The sequence below is a fragment of the Shewanella sp. NKUCC06_TVS genome, assembly GCF_019345515.1.
Lineage (GTDB): Bacteria > Pseudomonadota > Gammaproteobacteria > Enterobacterales > Shewanellaceae > Shewanella > Shewanella oncorhynchi.
Map to the genome: position 1 here is coordinate 188,989 of NZ_JAHKQX010000004.1, position 19,380 is coordinate 208,368.

At 48.4% G+C, this 19,380-nt stretch carries 17 protein-coding genes; 5 read left to right on the plus strand and 12 right to left on the minus strand.

Features of this window, described 5'->3' with window-relative positions; translation table 11 throughout:
* The 4 genes from KO531_RS06205 to slyA form a co-directional block, all read right to left on the minus strand.
* A complete protein-coding gene (locus tag KO531_RS06205; RefSeq protein ID WP_219250641.1) occupies nucleotides 1-624 on the minus strand; it encodes a c-type cytochrome in 624 nt (207 codons plus the stop codon).
* Nucleotides 625-849: 225 nt separating this feature from the next.
* Nucleotides 850-1,878: a DUF2955 domain-containing protein gene (locus KO531_RS06210; RefSeq protein WP_113940046.1), complete on the minus strand. Its 1,029-nt coding sequence runs from the start codon at nucleotides 1,876-1,878 to the stop codon at nucleotides 850-852.
* Between the two features lie 213 nt (nucleotides 1,879-2,091).
* Nucleotides 2,092-3,150, minus strand: a complete 1,059-nt coding sequence (locus tag KO531_RS06215) for an HlyD family secretion protein (RefSeq protein WP_168825627.1) — start codon at nucleotides 3,148-3,150, stop codon at nucleotides 2,092-2,094.
* Nucleotides 3,151-3,158: 8 nt separating this feature from the next.
* Nucleotides 3,159-3,632 (minus strand): transcriptional regulator SlyA, encoded by a 474-nt coding sequence (slyA, locus tag KO531_RS06220; RefSeq protein ID WP_105251323.1) that lies wholly within the window; start codon nucleotides 3,630-3,632, stop codon nucleotides 3,159-3,161.
* A 223-nt stretch (nucleotides 3,633-3,855) separates the two neighbouring features.
* Here slyA and KO531_RS06225 point away from each other — a divergent pair, with 223 nt between their 5' ends.
* A complete protein-coding gene (locus KO531_RS06225) occupies nucleotides 3,856-5,757 on the plus strand; it encodes a methyl-accepting chemotaxis protein (protein ID WP_219250721.1) in 1,902 nt (633 codons plus the stop codon).
* A 56-nt stretch (nucleotides 5,758-5,813) separates the two neighbouring features.
* On the opposite strand, the gene metF is transcribed toward KO531_RS06225, so the two are convergent.
* The 3 genes from metF to metB form a co-directional block, all read right to left on the minus strand.
* The gene (gene metF / locus KO531_RS06230; protein ID WP_012088154.1) at nucleotides 5,814-6,701 is read right to left on the minus strand and encodes a methylenetetrahydrofolate reductase; all 888 of its coding nucleotides are present in this window, start codon (nucleotides 6,699-6,701) and stop codon (nucleotides 5,814-5,816) included.
* Between the two features lie 217 nt (nucleotides 6,702-6,918).
* On the minus strand, nucleotides 6,919-9,312 hold the full coding sequence (locus tag KO531_RS06235; protein ID WP_219250642.1) for a bifunctional aspartate kinase/homoserine dehydrogenase II: 2,394 nt from the start codon (nucleotides 9,310-9,312) through the stop codon (nucleotides 6,919-6,921).
* Nucleotides 9,313-9,323: 11 nt separating this feature from the next.
* Nucleotides 9,324-10,487, minus strand: coding sequence for a cystathionine gamma-synthase (gene metB, locus KO531_RS06240; protein WP_219250643.1), 1,164 nt, complete (start codon nucleotides 10,485-10,487; stop codon nucleotides 9,324-9,326).
* A 212-nt stretch (nucleotides 10,488-10,699) separates the two neighbouring features.
* Here metB and metJ point away from each other — a divergent pair, with 212 nt between their 5' ends.
* Both metJ and KO531_RS06250 read left to right on the plus strand, forming a co-directional pair.
* Entirely contained in the window at nucleotides 10,700-11,014 is a 315-nt protein-coding gene (gene metJ / locus KO531_RS06245; protein WP_105251319.1) for a met regulon transcriptional regulator MetJ, read from the plus strand.
* A gap of 134 nt (nucleotides 11,015-11,148) precedes the next feature.
* Nucleotides 11,149-11,892, plus strand: a complete 744-nt coding sequence (locus tag KO531_RS06250) for a sulfite exporter TauE/SafE family protein (protein WP_113940051.1) — start codon at nucleotides 11,149-11,151, stop codon at nucleotides 11,890-11,892.
* Between the two features lie 106 nt (nucleotides 11,893-11,998).
* Here KO531_RS06250 and nrfD read toward each other — a convergent pair whose 3' ends face one another.
* The 5 genes from nrfD to KO531_RS06275 all read right to left on the minus strand — a co-directional run bounded on the left by nrfD (nucleotide 11,999) and on the right by KO531_RS06275 (nucleotide 17,491).
* Nucleotides 11,999-12,946, minus strand: coding sequence for an NrfD/PsrC family molybdoenzyme membrane anchor subunit (gene nrfD / locus KO531_RS06255; RefSeq protein ID WP_219250644.1), 948 nt, complete (start codon nucleotides 12,944-12,946; stop codon nucleotides 11,999-12,001).
* A gap of 2 nt (nucleotides 12,947-12,948) precedes the next feature.
* Complete coding sequence (locus KO531_RS06260) at nucleotides 12,949-13,515, minus strand: 4Fe-4S dicluster domain-containing protein (RefSeq protein WP_198573398.1); 567 nt, start codon at nucleotides 13,513-13,515, stop codon at nucleotides 12,949-12,951.
* 12 nt (nucleotides 13,516-13,527) lie between these two features.
* Nucleotides 13,528-15,810 (minus strand): thiosulfate reductase PhsA, encoded by a 2,283-nt coding sequence (gene phsA, locus KO531_RS06265; protein WP_219250645.1) that lies wholly within the window; start codon nucleotides 15,808-15,810, stop codon nucleotides 13,528-13,530.
* A 430-nt stretch (nucleotides 15,811-16,240) separates the two neighbouring features.
* Nucleotides 16,241-16,903 (minus strand): pentapeptide repeat-containing protein, encoded by a 663-nt coding sequence (locus tag KO531_RS06270; protein WP_212600083.1) that lies wholly within the window; start codon nucleotides 16,901-16,903, stop codon nucleotides 16,241-16,243.
* Nucleotides 16,904-17,008: 105 nt separating this feature from the next.
* Complete coding sequence (locus KO531_RS06275; protein ID WP_219250646.1) at nucleotides 17,009-17,491, minus strand: SRPBCC family protein; 483 nt, start codon at nucleotides 17,489-17,491, stop codon at nucleotides 17,009-17,011.
* Between the two features lie 247 nt (nucleotides 17,492-17,738).
* Between KO531_RS06275 and KO531_RS06280 the strand changes: the two genes are divergently transcribed.
* Both KO531_RS06280 and KO531_RS06285 read left to right on the plus strand, forming a co-directional pair.
* The gene (locus KO531_RS06280) at nucleotides 17,739-18,167 is read left to right on the plus strand and encodes a hypothetical protein (protein WP_219250647.1); all 429 of its coding nucleotides are present in this window, start codon (nucleotides 17,739-17,741) and stop codon (nucleotides 18,165-18,167) included.
* The gene (locus tag KO531_RS06285; protein WP_219250648.1) at nucleotides 18,154-19,257 is read left to right on the plus strand and encodes a phosphoribosylaminoimidazolesuccinocarboxamide synthase; all 1,104 of its coding nucleotides are present in this window, start codon (nucleotides 18,154-18,156) and stop codon (nucleotides 19,255-19,257) included. The genes KO531_RS06280 and KO531_RS06285 overlap by 14 nt, the downstream gene beginning before the upstream one ends.
* Nucleotides 19,258-19,380: the final 123 nt, after the last annotated feature.

Here is a 19,380-nt window from a genome sequence, read left to right on the forward strand (position 1 = left end):
TTATTTTAAATTCGCAAAGTAGTTGGCTAACGCATCAATCTCGGCGACGGTGAGCTTATTCGCGACGCTCCCCATCATGCCATCGACATCACCTTTACGTGTTCCCGACTGCCATGCTAATAATTGCGTTTTGATATAACTCGCCTGTTGACCTGCTAAGCGAGGAAATAAGCCGCCACCTAATGCAGAAGGACCATGGCAGGTCACGCAGGCTGGTAAACCACGGGACCAATCACCTTGATAGGCTAAACGGGCGGTATCATCATTAAAAACAACTTGTTCACCGCGGATAACAGGCTTGACTTCATTGGCAGGCTTAGCTGAAAAATAGCTCGACACTTGCTCAATACCGTCACCTTGGAGCGTCATTGACATCGGCATCATGGTCGCGTTTTGGCGAACGCCCGCTTGGAAATGCTGCAATTGTGTCGAGATATATTCTTTAGATAATCCCGCTAATCGAGGGCCGAGTGGTTCAATACCCTCACCCCCTGCCCCATGGCAAGACACACATAACTGCGCAGCTTGTGGCATAACGTTCATCGATTGTTTGTCAGAAGGCTCGGCGGCAGCGGCATAGCCGCTACATAGCGTTAAGCCTATGACTAATGTTTTAATCTTCATGTTCTATCCTTGAAGAGAATTAAGCTCTAAAGCATAGGGGTTATTGTTATTTATGTTTGTGCTCACACACTAAACCCATTTTAAAATCAGCCGCTCATTTTTAAAACAGCCAATAAATGAGCCTTAACATTCATTAAGAGTCACTTATTGTTCAATTCAAACGGGATAAATTTACCTTACTCTGTACAAGGTTAAGCTGCAAGCCTTCAAGACTTAATGGCCTGCTCAATAACCAAATCGCGTCGATTCGAAACGATTCAATAACTTATGTATCAAATAGCATAAAAGTAACGTGCCAACGATAGCGATTAAAATACTGCTCACTCGATATAAGGCACTGAAGATTAAGTCGTTACCTGGGGTCAAATACTGCCCAAACAAAATCCCTAACGTGGTCATAGCACCAAAACCGACACCTGAGCCATTCGCCTCGCGCACATGGGCTTGGCTAAAAATCATCAGTCCAATCCACAACAAGGGCACAACTAACATCAATAGCCCTGACCAATCATAGAGCAGCAACTGCACGAGTATCCCAAACGACACCCCCAACAGGGTGCCTATGGCGCGCTTACGGGCATAGTCGAGTGCACCATTCCAATGCATAGGAAACAATAGCAAAAGAGTAGTCGCTTGAGCCGACATCGAATCCCGCAGATCAAATATTTGGAACACCAGAAACGATGCCGTCGCTATGGTCGCGCCGAGCAAGGCTTCGTGGCGCATTCGATGCGGCGCCTTAGGCCCAGGTTTGTAAGCCGCTCTTGGTTCCACATCGGGCCAGAGTGCCGTCATAGCGTAGGCGATAACTACTGAAAGTGCTGTCGCCCAAAAATTACTGAAAACTAAGTCGTTTAAGTCAACGCCGGGATAGCTTGCAAAGTGCAGCATGATACTGAGACTCAGCACACCGTTGGCACCAAAGAGAAACAAACTGCCGCGGGACATGGCCGCAAAGCGGTATAAAAATAATAGGAAAACGATGGGAGTCATCATGCCGGGATGGCTGCCAAAGAAACCGCCGAGTAACCCAACCTCTAACCCAGCCATGGCAGATGAAGCCAATAATTGGCGCATAGCATGACCATTCATCACTGGCACTAATCCGAGTAGTAGCATAGGTGTCACAGTGAAAAAGACTCCATTGCTCCAACCAAAAATTTTACACAGGGTAAAACCTAAGGTCGCGCCAGTCGCAATCCGTAAACACTGGCGTAAATCGTTGGCCGTCAATGGGCTATGGCGTAGTAACATGCTCGTCGCCTTGTTCTATCGATACATTAAATGAGGATGTTTAGCTGGCTTATGCTGCGTTCACACTTATGTTGCTTTGAAGCGTTCACTCAAGCGACTCGTGGCAAATACAAACCACCGCGAGTCACTCGTGCTCGTCAACACAGATAAGTACTGATGGATATGCCGATAAATATGCTGGCAAATACGCTAGTAAACATTCTAGTAAATAGGCTAGTAAATATAGTGCAGCAGGCTGATTGCTTTAATTTGCACCTTAGCGAGCAAGCTAAACAGACTATTCTCGGGCAGCAGTTGCACGGTCGCGCGCGCACCCGCAGGTAAGCTGTTCATTGCCATACCATCTAACACTAGATGTAATCTCAATCTTTGGGCATCACGTACCCAACGGTCCGATTCCTGTGGCGCGGCTAAACGGCCATTGGCATCGAATTGCCCAGCACTCACGCCCGCATCGACACTGCTCACCGTCGCCCGATATAAACGCCCAGGTTCGCCATCGAACGCAATCAAAGCGGTCGAAGAAGCATTCACGCCACGCAGGCTCTTCTCGCGAAAATCGGCAATAATATCCACTTTATCCGATACCACGGCCAACAGAGGTTGCCCCACGGTCGCAAAACTACCGACTTCTAACTGTAAGTTAGTCACTATCCCATCTTGATCTGCACGTATTTGGGTATAAGACAGATTAAGCTCGGCTTGGGCTAAATGATTTTGCGCCTGACGCACTTTAAGATTCTCTTCGCCATAACTGCCACGACTCACTTTGAGTTTTTCTAAACGCGCATTGGCGGCAAGCAAATTGGCTTCAGCAGCTGCGGCATCGCTATCGGCTAGCTCCTTTTGCTGCTGCGATACACCATGGGTGGCATACAGGGCATCGAGACGTTTAGCCTCGCTGCGTTTTTGTTGTGAGGTGGTTTTATTGGCATTGACCTCGGCCTTAGCAGCCAGTAGCGAGGCATCTAACTCAGAATTATCTTGACGGGCTTGCTCTAAGGCCAATTTAGCTTGCGATACCGCTAACTCATAAGGCGCGGGATCGACTTGAAACAACAAATCGCCCTTGGCAACCGTTTGGTTATTGGTCACGGCTATGGTCTGGATTTTACCGCTGATCTGCGGTGTCACTTTAGTCACTACACGGGTCGCCATTGCTTGAGGCGTCAATGGCATCATAGTGTCGGCCAGCATGAAATAGCCAAAAACCATCACAAAGCCAAACATGGCAAATTTTACTAAACGGGCAAACTGTTGATCCGGTGTCATCTTCTTTCTCACAAAAGGGTGTCTGTAACCTTGGTTAATTTGGCGCTTGCGTTGTCGCTGATCAGGCTAATAATGCGTTCAAATTCGCTCAACTCTTCGGCACTGATCCCGCCTAATAACTCACGGCGCACTTGAATAATCCGCGCTTCCATTTGCTTTAAAACATCTAATCCTGCTGGCGTCAGACTCACAATCCTTGCCCGCTTATCTTTGTCACAACAATGACGCTCGACTAAACCTTGCTCTTCTAATTGCCCTAAGGTGCGCATTAGCGAAGCCAATTCAATTTCTAAGGCATCGGCCAACACTTTTTGGCTCACACTGTCGCCTAAACGCAGCAGTTTCCAAAGGGCAGTCCAACGGGGATGAGTTAATCCTAAAGGTGCCAGCTCAACATCGGCCACGGTACGCCACAGTCGATGCAGACGGCCTAAATGCTCCGCCAGTGATAACTCTTTTAGTCGCTCTAATTCTTTTTGCATCTTGCTCACCCACTTAGTTAGCGTGCTAAGCATTATACTTAGTTAGCAGGCTAAGTAAATATTTAGGCCCAAAATAGATCTGTGTCCAAGGGCACGAAACGAGCGTAAGAGGGAATAAATAACTTAAAAAGGTTCGCGCCCTCTCAAATCTTATCAAGTTGTATCTCTATAATATCAAACGGATAAATTGAGTTGATTTGCACATGAATTGGAGGCTGTTTTGATAAATCTAAAAATTAGTACGAGGATCGTTATTGGGATCTGTCTATTACTGTTAACAGTAATGAGCTTTATCATGCCGCTCGTTCTCTCTGAATTCAGTCGCCAAGTTGCAGAATCCGAGCAAAGAGAACTCCATAAGATCTATGAAACCGCTGTTGCCGAGATAGCCTCATCGGGCAAATTAGCCGAAGCAATGGCAACCATCATCTCACTCACGCCAGAAGTTCAAAGCACCTTTGCAACAGGCGAGCGTGATGAACTCACCGCCCGTACCTTACCTATATTTACCCAACTTAAGCGCGATTTTGCGGTTCAGCAATTCCAATTCCATAGACCACCAGCCACTTCTTTTTTACGCTTGCATCGTCCTGAAAAATTTGGCGATGATCTCACCAGCATACGCAAGACCATAGTTGAAACAAATAGCCAAAAGCGCCCTCTTTATGGCTTGGAATATGGAGTGGAAGGATTAGGTATTCGTGGTTTAGTTCCAATGACTTACAACGGACAACACACGGGCTCAGTTGAGTTTGGCATGTCCTTCGGTCAACCCTTTTTTGATAATTTTAAACAAGCCTATCAAGCAGAAATTGCCCTCATCTTGCCAGATGGTTCAGGGTACAAGTTATTTGGCGCTACATTCACGCCTGATACCCAAGCGACAGATGAACTCAATAACGTCATGCAAGGCCATGAAGTCATACGCACTATTTCCTTAAATAACAAAACCTACGCCCTGTATCGCCACGCCATAAAAGATTACTCAGGAAACGTGTTTGGCGTACTCGATATTGCGATGGATAGAACCCATTCAGAACAAGCGATAGCGGATATTCGCCTTAAGTTGATCCTTATCGGTTTAGTGGCTCTGGTCATTGGAACCGCCATTGCTTGGTTTATTGCCAAAGGGATTACTCGCCCTATCGCTGAAACCACCCAAGCCATGAATGATATCGCTGAAGGTGAAGGCGATTTAACGCGCAGAATCGCGGTAAAAGGTAAGGATGAAATTGCTGAATTATCGATGGCATTCAACCGGTTTGTAGAAAAAATCCACAACACAGTTTCCCACGTCGCCGACTCAACAAGCCTGCTCGCCACCTCTGCTGAAGAAATGTCGAGCATTACGCGGGAAACCCAGAAGATGGCGAGTCGCCAGCACCTCGAAACCGAGCAAGTTGCCACCGCAATGAATGAAATGGCCGCAACGGTACAAGAAGTTGCCCATAACGCGACCGATGCGGCCGATGCCGCCAATCATGCCAATGACTCAACCGAACAAGGCAAATTGGTTGTACAAAAAGTGGTAACCACTATCGCCATACTGGCCGAGGAAATAGCCACAGCAGCGAGTGAAATCAATGAATTAGAGCATAATACCGCTGAAATCGATTCTGTGCTTGTGGTTATCCGTAATATTGCCGACCAAACTAATTTACTCGCACTCAATGCGGCAATTGAAGCCGCAAGGGCGGGAGAACAAGGTCGAGGATTTGCGGTCGTTGCCGATGAAGTACGCACTCTGGCGAGTCGTACTCAAGCATCTACAACGGAAATTCAGCAGATGATCGAAGCGCTTCAGCATAAAGCTAAGTCCACAGTCAATGCGATGGAAACCAGCACCCGTACCACCCAAAGCTGTGTATCCCAAGTTCACCAAGCGGGTGAAGCACTCGAAGCCATTACCCATGCGGTTTCCACCATTAGCCAGATGAATATCCAGATCGCCAGCGCTGCAAATGAGCAATGTGCGGTTTCGGCAGAAATTAATAAAAATGTTAATAACATCAATGATATTGCGACCAATGCGACAGATAGTGCGGTACAAACTGCACGCGCTGGCGATGAACTTGCCCAACTCGCAGCCCGTTTAACAACTTTATTAGCTCAATTTAGAATTTAAACAAAACAAAACGCCGCATTCTCTGCGGCGTTTTTATTAGCTTATTTTATAAGGTTTTATTTAGGACGCACGCCTAAAGTGTGGCAAATCGCGTAGGTCAATTCGGCGCGATTTAAGGTGTAGAAATGGAAATCCTTCACGCCTTCGCGGGACAGCACTTTCACCATGTCGATGGCCACGTTTGCTCCCACCAATTGGCGTGTACCCGCATCGTTTTCTAGACCGTCGAATTGCTTATGTAACCAATTCGGTAACGACACATTGGTCATGCCCGCGAAACGTTTTAGCTGGGTAAAGTTAGTCACAGGTAAAATACCCGGCACAATTTCAACGTCGATACCGGCGGCAACACAGCGATCACGAAAACGCAGGTAAGATTCCACATCGAAGAAAAACTGGGTGATGGCACGGCTAGCACCCGCATCAATCTTACGCTTAAGGTTGATCAAATCCGCCTGTGCATTGCTCGCATCGGGATGCACTTCTGGATAAGCCGCAACTGAAATATCAAAGTCAGCCACTGAGCGCAGCAAACGCACTAAATCCACCGCAAAACGGGTTGGCTTGGGGCTGCCTGCGGGCAAATCACCACGCAGTGCCACTATGTCACGAATGCCCGACTTCCAGTAATGCTTAGCCAGTTCTAACAGTTCTTCATCGCTGGCATCCACTAAGGTTAAGTGCGGCGCGGCAACGAGGTCGGTTTCCTGTTGGATACGTTCAATCACGCCGTGAGTGCGGTCGCGCACGCCTGAGTTAGCACCGTAAGTCACAGACACAAACTTAGGATTCAGCGGCTCTAAACGACGGATAGAGTTCCACAGGATCTGTTCCATTTCGGGGGTCGATGGCGGGAAAAACTCAAAAGAAACATTAATATCGCCATTAAGCTCAGACAAGCTCTGGTTCAGCGATTGTGAATGTTGTGCGTGATGAAAAGCCATGTGTATTTCCTCAACCGCCCTTGGCGCTACTCTTTGCTAGTATGAATTAGTTAAAATGGACGTTTGGACGTCTATATGTCCATATACTAGAGAAACTGAGATGTAAGTCAAGCCAAAAAATGTCCATAAACCGCATTTAATCTCGGTTAATTCGATAGATTTATTCTAGCCAATAAAAAAGGACTCGAAGGAGTCCTTTAAGAGGCTTGATACCGCGTTATTCCTGCAGCAGATCGCGACAGATCTGGGTCAGATCCGACTGCACCGCCGCCGCTGTCACTTCGCGTCCAGCGCCCGGTCCACGGATGATCAGCGGATTACCTTGGTAGAAGACACTGCGGATCACAAACACATTATCACCAGGGGTTAAGTTGGCGTAAGGGTGATGGGTATCAATCCACTGCAAACCCACTTCGGCCTTGAGCTCTAGGCCGCTGTTGTCTAAGGATGCCACATATCTGAGCACCTTATTTTGCTCCGCCGCCGCACCATACTGTTGCAGCAGATCAGCATCTAACTCGGCAATGCGGGTGAGAAATTGATCTAAGGGAATATCCGCCAAAGCGGCTGGCACGAGTGAACGCAGTTCAATATCTTCAAGCTCGATTTCAAGGCCAATTTCACGGGCCAAAATAAGCAGTTTACGCTGCATATCACGGCCGGAGAGATCGTCGCGGGGATCGGGTTCAGTAATACCTAAGCCTCTGGCTTCAATCACTAATTCTGAAAATGGCTTACTGGTATCGTATTTTTCAAATAACCAACACAGGGTGCCGGAGAAAATCCCGCCCACCGCTTCAACGCTATCACCGCTGTTACGCAGATCATTTAGCGCATGTTGGATGGGTAAACCTGCGCCACAGCTGGCGTTATAGCGCCAAAATAAGCGACGATTACCCAGTTGCTGCTTTAACTCTCGATAGAAAGGCAGTGGACCCGAGCCCGCAAGTTTATTCGCGCTCACCACATGGATGCCACGCTCGAACAATTCTGGATATTGCAGCGTCAAACTGGCGCTGGCACTGATATCTAAGGCCACCATCTCATCGCAGTTAACTTGCTCTAATTGCTCGAATAAATGTTCATACTGCCAAGGCGTTGCTTCAGTATTAAACTCTGTTTGCCACGCGGCAAGATTAATGCCAGTGGATTTAATCAAGGCTTTACTCGAACTGACTAACCCGACTAACTCAACACTAGCTTCGAGTTCATGGTCCAGTGAGGGTGAAACCGACTTAAACAGATCAATCCAAGCCTCACCGATATTACCCACACCGAGCAGCAAGACGCCAATGCGTTTACGCGGGCCAGCGCAGCGACGGTGGACTTTTTGGGTTAACAGATTCACCTGTGACTGGGGCACTAACGTCACTAAACTTAAATCGCCACTGAACAAAGGTTTAGCATCACGGCTCAGTAAACGCGCGAAGCTGCGGCGATAATGTTCGGCGTCGGCACTTACTAATGCGACTAAACCAAAATCTGTGTTGATCTGCTGCTCGCTGATCCCTAATGCTTCTGCCTCGGCATCGAGTAATCTTTGAACTTGTTTTTGATTCTCAGCGGTATAGGCAAGTTCAACCCTTTGATGGGCAGAGGTCCAATGGGCCAATGGCGTTAAACCCGCGGCGATCAATAAATCTAATAAACGGGTTAACTCACCCGTGAGTTTAAAGCCGAACAGGACAACAGCATTGAGATTAGTCACCACAGGCGCGCTCGCCGACGAACTGTGGGGCGCGATTAAGGTAAAGTCGGTGTGGGACGCATAACTTGAACGCACCGCTAAGCTCACTTCGGTATTGAATAACGGCTGCAAAGTGCGCGAATGCAATACTGGCGAGCCTAAACGCGCTAGGCGATCGGCTTCGGCAAGTGACATGCTTTTCAGTAACTTGGCATCGTTGATTTTATTAGGATCGGCGTTGAACACCCCTTCCACATCGGTCCAAATAGTCACGCGCTCGATATCGGCGAGACTAGCAATCAGGCTGGCACTAAAATCTGAACCATTACGACCAAGTAACAAGGTATCGCCACGCTCGTTAGCGCAGATAAATCCTGTGATCACTAAGCGTTCATTGGGATGCGCAGCTAATAGGGCTTGTACTTTAGCGCGGGATTCCTGTACCCGAATTTGTGGCACAGCGGCTTCATCGGCCACTAAAATTGAACAGGCATCCACATGGCTTGCTGCCACGCCAGATTCGCGCAGCAGCGCCGCCATTAAACGTGCCGACCAACGTTCGCCAAAACTCACCACATGGTTGATTTGGTATTCGTTGCGCTCATCTAAAGACAACAAGCTGATGAGTTGCGCTTTATCAGTGGCCAAACGCTCACGCAGATCTCGGGCTTGTTCATTCGACAACAACTGCTCAATCAACCCCTGTTGGTAGCTGATCAGCACTTGTAATTCTTCTTGCCATAGCTGACCCGCATCACGCAGCGCTAATAATTTATACAGGAAATTCGTGCTTTTACCCGCCGCAGAGACCACCACGAGATCATCACTATGACCGTGGGTTAACAGGATATGGGCGACTCGGCGATAACAATCGGCATCCGCTAAACTGGAGCCACCAAATTTATGTAAGTGACAACGTGCCATCTATTATTCCTCTACTGACAAGCCGCAACGGCGGCTAATCCTGCTTGAATATCTGCAACTAAATCGGCGGCATCTTCAATACCCACCGATAGACGCAATAGGGTTTCCTTAATACCTGCCTCAAAACGCGCTTGCGGCTCCATGGCTCTGTGGGTCATAGTGGCGGGCACTGCAACTAAACTTTCGACGCCACCTAAACTTTCCGCCACGCTAAATAAGCTGAGTGCACCTAAAAAGGCCACCACTTCGGCCTCGCCGCCTTTGAGCTCAAAGCTCAGCATAGCGCCAAAGCCCTGTTGTTGCTTGGCCGCAATGGCGTGACCTGGATGATCCGCAAGACCGGGGTAATAGACTTTGCTCACCACAGGGCTTTGGGTTAATACCTCAATAATACGCTGGGCATTGGCTTGATGCTCGCGAATACGCACCGCTAAGGTACGCAGGCCGCGCAGGGTCAGATAACTGTCGAAGGCTGAGCCCGTTAAGCCTAGAGTGTTCGACCACCAATGTAAGCTTTCGCCGATTTGCGCGTCTTTGGCGACCACAGCGCCGCCGACCACATCGCTGTGACCATTGATATATTTAGTGGTGGAGTGGATAACGATATCCGCGCCTAACAATAGGGGTTGTTGCAATATTGGCGATAAAAAAGTGTTATCTACCACCACCAGCGCGCCGACCCCATGGCTCGCCTTAGCAATGGCTTCGATATCTACCACACGCAATAACGGGTTCGATGGGGTTTCGAGCCACACCATCTTGGGATTCTGCGCAATAGCGGCGGCTAACGCTTGGCTGTCGGTTTGGTCGACCACAATGAGCTTAAACTGGCCTTTCTTCGCCAAGTTGGTAAATAAACGGTAGGAACCACCATAGCAATCATGGGGCACAACTAATAGGTCATCAGGGCCGAGCAAAGTGGTCACTAAGGTGATGGCCGCCATGCCAGTGCACGTCACTATGCCAGTGGCGCCCTTTTCTAATTGGGCTAATGCTTCACCTAAAATGCAGCGAGTTGGGTTGCCTGAACGACTGTAATCGAATTCGCGGGGATTTTTATGACCATCGAAGGCGTAATTAGTCGACAAATAAATCGGTGGCACAACTGCGCCATATTGAGTATCGCTTTCGATACCCTGACGCACTGCCAGTGTGGCTAATTGACGCTCTGCCATGGGTGGACTCCTAAATTCGATAGACTGATAGAGATGTCTGGACGTCTAAATGTACCTAAGCCCAACGCCATCGTCAATAGGCGTGAAGACGTTTAGACGTCTGAACATAAAGAAATCTGTTTGCAATCACAAAGAAATAGTAGCAATAATTTGACTGTTCTTTGTAAGGGTTTAAAATCTGCCCCGAATTTAGCGTTATAACAGGTGAGTCAATGACTGAATGGAATGGGGAATACATCAGCCCCTATGCTGAACATGGCAAGAAGAATGAACAAGTAAAAAAAATTACTGTGTCTATTCCGCTCAAAGTGCTTAAGGTCCTCACGGACGAACGTACTCGTCGTCAGGTCAATAATTTGCGTCACGCCACCAACAGCGAGCTGTTGTGTGAGGCATTTTTGCACGCCTACACTGGCCAGCCATTGCCCAACGATGAAGATCTGTCAAAAGATAATCCAGACAGCATTCCCGCAGAAGCCAAGTTGTTGATGGATCAAATGGGAATCGAGTGGGAAGACATGGAATAGCGACTCGTCGCTTTCAAAGTCATATCACAGTGCTCATCAATAGGGATCGTTAACGATCCCTTTTTGTTTATACCCAAGCGACTTCAAACTTTAAATTTCACCATCTTGAGTTGGTTTGGGATATAGGAAATCCTATGTTTTCTATGATAGATCCACAGACACTCGCCTTAGCCTCGCTGGTCGTGTTTCTGGGCGCCTTAACCCAAAGTCTGATTGGGTTTGGACTTGCGGTTGTCGCCAGTCCTTTGCTGTATATCGTCGATCCACAACTTGTACCTGCGCCTGTTATTGCTATGGGTTTCTCCATCGCCCTGCTGACCTTAGTGCGTGAACGCGGTCACTTAGAATTCAATGGCTTGCAATATGCGCTCCTAGGTCGCGTGCCCGGCGGTTTTATCGGCGCGAGCCTGTTGCTGTTTGCGCCTCAGCCCATACTGGGTTTATCCATCGCCGCCATTGTGACTGTCGCAGTGATCCTCAGCCTGTATAAATTCAGCCTGCCAGTGAATAAGAAAACCCTCTTCGGTGCAGGTGTGGTTTCAGGGATCTTCGGCAATATCGCCGCGATTGGTGGCCCACCGATGGCGATTTTGTTGGCAGGCAAAGATGCCTCGCAGTTTCGCGCAGCGCTGTCGGCCTTCTTCATTTTTAGCTCCATGATTGCACTGATCATTTTAGCGATCACTGGCTTATTAGAATTAAAACATCTGTGGCTGTCGTTGATGCTGCTCCCCTCAGTGATTTTAGGTTACTTAGTCGCAGGACGATTAGTGGGCCGTGTCGATAAAGAGAAGACAAAGATGGCGACGTTAGTCCTGTGCAGTATCAGCGCCTTAGTGCTAACGGTGAAGTCGGTTATCGAGTTATTACCCCAATAAGCGTCCTGCTTATACTGGCAAACCTTCTCACGATTCAAACAATAAAAAAGCACTGACATTGCCAGTGCTTTTTCTTTATCTATCAATATGTAAAGCCAGCTTACACTCAGCTTAAATAGCTTTGCCCTGCGTACACAATAAAGTGTCTTAAGGCGAGTACGCCCGTTAAGCTCGCACAAGCCACCATGATCATCGCGCCCTTAGTGTGGCGAGTCGCGGCGGGTAGCAGCATAAACAGCAATGGAATACCAAAACCTATACCGACAACGCCTATCCAGAACACGCTTGCCCATAACCCAGACGTTAACGATGCTAAGGCCGCAGCCGCCGCGCCGCCCTTGAAGTACAAGGCGCAGAACAACATGAACAGGAACAGAATTTCAATCGCCATCACAGGCAATTCTAAACCGTGCATCTTCACTAAGGTTTTGTCGTGGTTGTCCGTCTTAAACATCAGCAACGCCAGTACCGCATTTGCCGCAGCGCCCGCCGATAGACCTGACACTAAAAACAGCGCAGGCAGTACCGCAGTGTTGAGCATAGGATAAGCATTCATCGCCGAAATTAAGAAGCCAGTGTAAGCCCCTACGCCAATCGCGAGGACAAACAACAATACTTCAATCAGCTTTCGAAATGGCATAAGTAACTTAGCGATAGGTGTTAGGAAACCCAACCCCCATTTTGGTAAGTCATCCCGCAGCACAATAATGGCGTATGCAAAGGCCAAGGGAGAATACGCCAGCAGCGCCAGCACCCCGATTGCCATCACAGACTGGAAGTTATAGTGAATTAAGATCAACCAAAAGTGGAAGGGTTTGGTTAAGTCAAACACTAAACAAGCTAAACCTAAGCTAATCGCCACAGGCCCAATAATGGCTGCCGCCTTAAGAATGCTGCTTTCGGCTCCCGCGCTGAGTTCCTTATTCGCCCAGCGCAAACCAATGCCAATCAGTAAACTGCCCGCGGATAACCCCGCCATAAACAGGTAAACGGCGATGACCCAGTGCCAAGTGACAGGATCATATTGCGCCATGTCGCCCCAAGTATTGTTCATAATCAAATCCCCCCTCTTTTGGTAGGAACGCGATATACCCTAGGTTTAGTGCCCAAATGGGTTTTATCTTGGTAAGTGATTTTAGTGTTGAGCATGATGGCCACTTCACTGCTTGGATCATTGGCATCACCAAACACTAAGGCATCGGTTGGACACACAGTCACGCACGCTGGCTCTTCGCCCCGTGCTAAACGACTGTCTTTACAGAAGTTACACTTATCCGCCGCCTTGGTTTCTGGGTTCATAAAGCGCACTTTATAAGGGCACGCCGCCACACAGTACATACAGCCGACACACTTCTCGGTATGGATAGAGATAATGCCATCTTCACCCACATAGGCCGCACCCGTTGGGCACACCTTAACGCAAGGTGCATCTTCACATTGCTGGCAAGATACCCTGTGATATTTGAAATGCAGATTAGGCATCTCACCAAAGGGGCCTTCCACACGCACTTGCAGACGAGTTACGCCTTCGGGTACGCCATTTTCACTGCGACACGCCACGTTACAAGCTTGGCAGCCGATGCACTTATTCTCGTCGTGCACCATTACATATCGTTTATTCATTTAAGCCTCCGATTAGCGCTTTGCCAGCGTGACGCCCGTGGTGTGCACTGTCATGCCACACACAGGAGCAGTAACGTGTGGCAGTAAGTTACCGCAGTGGATACCTTTGCCCGTTGCTCTGACCAACTCTTTGTTTTTAGAACCAAAGCCCATGTAAGCAAACACAGTATCTTGGCGAATACCCGGCGTGACTAAGGCATGGCCTTCTTCTGTGCCAACACTGCTGGTGAGGCGGATTGGGTCGCCATTGCTGATCCCTAACTTACCCGCAGTAACAGGGTGAACCCACACAGCGTTATCCGACATCAGGTTAGCGAGCATAGGCACATTGTGGGTGGCGCCATTGGTGTGCACCGCAACTTTGCCTTGGATAAAGTACAGCTCATCTGCTTTTTTAAGATTCACTTCGCGGAACTTAATCACCCCACGGCCCGGTGCCATGGCTTCAACTTTCGCGGAAGTGAGTTCAATCTTGCCACTCGGGGTTTTAAAGGTCAGTGCACTGGCGTAAGTGCCGTCTTCATCGGCAGGTCGCGCATTGGGGTATGCCTTAATAAACTCGGCAACCATCTTAGGCTCGCACAACATAATTGGCTTACCGAAGCTCACGAAACCTTCGTCTTTGATCCGGCGCAGCAGGTCAGTGTCGCGGTTCACCTGCAGCATTTGCAGGGTTTCCATGTTTTCCCATGGATAGAACTCGCCAAGGCCCATAGCCACACCCACATCCTTAAAGATCTGCCAAGAAGGCTTAGTATCACCTAAGGTTTCAACGACCCGTTGGCGCACATAATAGGCCGGATTTTTACCTGACTTATCAGCAATTTCTTCATCACGTTCAAGATAAGTCGATTCAGGTAAAATCACGTCCGCATAGGCGGCGGTTTCGCTGATATACACATCACACACGGCGATAAAGTCGAGCTTTTTCATCGCTTCAACAACGCGTGCTCTGTCTGTCATGGTTTGCATTGGGTTAGTGCGTGACATCACCCAACCGTGTAACTGGTAAGGAACAGCGCTTAATGTGGCATCGAGAATAGTTTGGTAAACGCCGCCCGATGTCCACATCATGGCGTACTGCTCTTCCACCTGATCGATACGTTTCGCTGCTGGTTTTGGCATGTCTTTCACGCCAGGTTTTGCCAATACGGGCGCAACCGCTTCACCGGCAAGCTTGTTGTAATCACCGGGTTTCTGGCCGATATAAATCCCGCCCTTACGCTCAATATTACCAATCAAGACGTTAGCGGCGTACAGGGCGCGGCGCATCTCAAACTCTTCGGTGGTAAAGGTGGCTCTGTGACCAAAATCGACCACAGCATGGGGCGCTTTAGCGGCATATTCGCGGGCGATACGACGGATGTCTTTGGCAGGCACATCGGAGATGGTTTCAGCCCATTCTGGGGTATAGGCTTTCACTTCGGCGGCAAAGGCTTCGAAACCTTCCACATAACGCGCGACAAATGCCTTGTCGTAAAGATTATCTTCAATCAATACATGGCATAACGCCAAGGCGACGGCCACGTCGGTTCCGGGGCGAATGGCATACCATTCATCGGCTTTATCGGCCACGACGGAGAATCTTGGCTCGAACACCACCAGCTTGGCACCTTTGTCCATTTGCGCCGCCATCATGCCGCGGGTTTCGGACATATTGATGCCTTCGTACAGGTTATGGCCGAAGTTAATGATGTATTTAGAATTACTTAAATCACGTTTGACCTTAGTACCAAAAATAGCCTTAGCGGCAATTTCATAACCACCAGGGCAAGTCGACGCGTGGGTAAAGGTATTTGGACTACCAAAGGCGGTCGCAAGGTGAAACAAATGCTTTTCTTGTGAGCCAGATTTTGACGAGAATGCCACGGCTTCTGGGCCATGTTCTTTTTTGATTTTATTGAGGTTTTCAGCGATTAATTTATAAGCCTCATCCCAACTGATCTCAGCCCATTTACCTTCGCCGCGCTCACCGACCCGCTTTAACGGTTTAACGATACGCTGTGGATCGTACAATAAACTATGGCCTGCGCCGCCACGGGCACACACTTTACCGCCAAAGGATTTAGCGGCCTTGTTGCCACTAATGAAGACGTTTTTGCCCTCAATCACCCGCGCCGAAATCGGGCAGCGAGTCGAACACATTTCACAAATACTGGCAATGTCTTTGCCCATGCCCTTTAGCTGCTTATTCTCTAATGCCGCTAAGCTGCCCGGCAGCAGACTGGCCAACGCACACGTGGCGCTGCTCGCTCCTGCTCCCTTTAAAAAGGTTCGCCTATTAAGCTCAATCATGGTTACCTCCATCACGCTCATCCCACCCGTCAGTCGCCACATTGGACGCCATCGAGCAGAGGTTTGCTCACTGATTTGATTACTTTTTTAGTTATAAAGCGTTAAAACAGCGCCACCATATCTTCAAAATACACGGCATACGCTGAATACACTGCTCATCCACAGAGATTGTTATCCCGAAAGAGGTAGGTGGGTATTGTGGTAAACCACATGGGGAAGCTCGGTGTGATCTACCGCAACTAAAACCTAGGACTGACCTTGAAATACGTGAATAAGATCAATAGGTCTTAAAAAACGGACAGAAAAAGCCGCCAGATGGGACAAATGGCGGCTTCAAAAATAAACAGATATTTCAGTAAATTGCGATAATACTCGTGGGATGAGCATCACTATGCTGAGTGAAAAGCTGAGTAAAAACCTACCACAATCCTTAATCCATTAATTCTATATCGAGGCAGTTGAGCAGCCGAATCGCTTCGTCACGGCTAAACTTAGCGCCTTTGATTTTATTGTTAAAAATGTCGATATCGTAATTGGAAGCCTCGCTGAAATCCGCCTCCAATAATTGAGTACGGCCAAACAGACTATGACTAAAATCCGTGTAGGTGAAATTGGCTTGATTAAAACTGCCCTCGCGAAAATCCACATCGTGGGCCTTGCACTCTTCGATGATAATTTCATCGAGGGACAAGCCTAAAAATGAGCAGTCGTTTAGAATGCATTGCTTAAAGGAAAAAGGCGCGGCAAAGGATAAACGCGACCACGCGGCGCGGGTCCAATCGATACCGACTAACTTACACTCTTCAAACTCGACCCCGCTGAACTGGCACTGGGGCACTTTCACTAAGCTCAAGTTGCAGCGTACAAAGCGACAATCGATAAACTTACATTTACGAAAAACGCTCTCGCTAAAATGGCAGTCTTGAAAGCAGCAATCCTCGAACTCGATGCCCTGTAGCTCTTGGGCTAATTCCGACAAGCCATTAAACTGTTTTGATAAAAAACTATTGCCCTGCAAAACCGCGCTTTGCGCGAGTTGGGATGGCGCAAGCACTGATTGTTTAAGTACAGGCACTTCTTTCTGTGACGACATAACACCTCTAATCCTGCCCAATCCCCAACCATATGATAATGCAGGGCAATTGGGCTAGGTACTGCTTATTGTTTACTCTCAGATACGAGGCTTGAGACTCAACGGCTAAATGCTAGCGACGAGTTCCTCAAGCTGATCGGTCGCCTTAGACCAACCCTGATGAAACCCCATATCCTCATGATTCTGCCTATCTTCGCTATTCCAATGCTGCACCCGCGCAGTGTACTTGGTCTTACCGTCCACAAGTTCAAACGTGATGGTTGCCGTCATAAAAGCTTTATCGGACAGCACCCAAGCCTCGGTAAAGGCATCGGTAAATACGATTCGCTCATTCTCAACCACCTCAAGATACACGCCGCGGTTAGGAAAATCTTGCCCCTCAGGGCTGCGCATCACAATCACGTTAGTGCCGCCGGCACGCACATCTAAGCTCGCGCTAGCCACAGTCCACGGCCTTGGCGTAAACCAAATTTTGAGGAGCTCTGGCTCGGTCCACGCGCGGAACAGCTTTTCTGGCGGCGCATCGATAATCCGCTCTAATACTAGCTCTCGTTGATTATCATTATGTACATGCTGACTTGTGCTCATATTCCCTCCATTGGATATTTGGCTTGATGGTCTTGTCGGCTGCAGCTACATCATAAGCTCGCACATCAGTGCGCTAAAATACAGCCCTTCAACATTAGCTCGTCCGCAGAACACCAGCCCTCCATCATGCTCAGCACTGAGTGTTAGCGCGTAATACCCTTGCAAATCCTTACGCCCGCTAGATTCAAGCCACAGAACTATATAAAGAGCAGTGTAAAGGGCTGTGTAAAGATCTGTGCAAAGAGCGATGCAAATAGCCGTGGCAAATTTTGTCAAAAAAGGTAGAATGTCGCCACTTTTTCGCGGCAGTCTAGAACAAGGTTCTCTCGGATTAATGGTTAGCATTTTCGAGCAAAATGGCACGGGCCCAGCCCGCTTTCGCAGACCACTTTCACTGTGGTGCCAACCTTGCCCTGCGTTTGTTCCCTCCCTTGCATTATCTCCACCCAACACAATTCAAACACCGCCCGAAAATACCCCTTTTGCTGTTCAAGATTTAACATCAAATCCCGCAAACTGGCTGAGCGCTTTACGCCCTAAGCCAAGCGCGAATAATAAAGCGGTTGCAATAAATCTGGCTGTTGCTAACGCCATAGTTCATCTGCAAACCGACACTTATAAAAACCTTATCCCTACACTCTCTATCCTAAGGAATACTCGTCATGAGTCTTGCTGATTCCGTATTAGCCGTAAATAACGATTTGCCAATCCGCACCGACAGCCCAGTCCACAGCGGCAAGGTTCGCAGCGTTTACTGGCTAACCGATGCCGACAGCCGCCGTTTAATCAAAACCAAGGGTTATAACGTCCCCGAAGATACCCCGCTCGCCATCATGGTGATCAGCGACCGTATCTCGGCCTTCGACTGTATCTTCCACGGTGAAGGCGGTTTAAAAGGCATTCCCGGTAAAGGCGCGGCATTAAACGCGATTTCTAACCACTGGTTTAAACTGTTCGCCGAAAACGGCCTAGCCGACAGCCATATTTTGGATATCCCGCACCCGTTCGTATGGATAGTCCAAAAAGCTCGCCCTATTAAGGTCGAAGCTATTTGCCGCCAGTACATCACAGGCTCAATGTGGCGCGCCTACTCTAAGGGCGAGCGCGTATTCTGTGGTATCACACTGCCTGAAGGCTTAGAGAAAGATCAAAAACTGCCTGAGTTACTGATCACCCCTTCAACCAAAGGCATTTTAACCGGCATCCCAGGTGTGCCAGCCCAAGATGACGTGAACATCAGCCGCAGCGATATCCAAGCCAACTACCAAGCCTTTGGCTTTGAAAAGTTAGAAGATATCGACCTGTACGAGAAGCTGTTAAAAGATGGCTTTAAAGTGATTTCAAAAGCACTGGCCGACATTGATCAAGTGTTTGTCGACACTAAGTTTGAGTTCGGTTATGTGACCGATAAAGATGGCAATTCAAAACTGATTTACATGGATGAAGTTGGCACTCCAGACTCATCACGTATTTGGGACGGCGCAGCCTACCGCGATGGCAAGATTTTGGAAAACTCCAAAGAGGGTTTCCGCCAGTTCCTGCTAAATCATTTCCCTGATCCTGATGTGCTGCTCAACAAAGACAGAATGCCAGAGCGTGAAGCCCTCGCCCGCGACAATGACCTGCCACTTGAGGCCATGATGCAAGTGTCACGCACTTACACCGGCGTTGCCGAGAAGGTGACTGGCGCTCCAATCCCGCTGCCAGCGAATCCAAAGGCAGATATCATCAAGATACTCAAAGATGAGTATGATCTGATTGTGTAATAGAGAGTTGTAATCAAATCTGAGGTTTTGGGTGGTTTACCCATAACTGAATAGTAGAAAAGGCGCTTAGGCGCCTTTTTGTTTAAGTCATTCAAAAACTTAACCAATACATCGCTGATGATT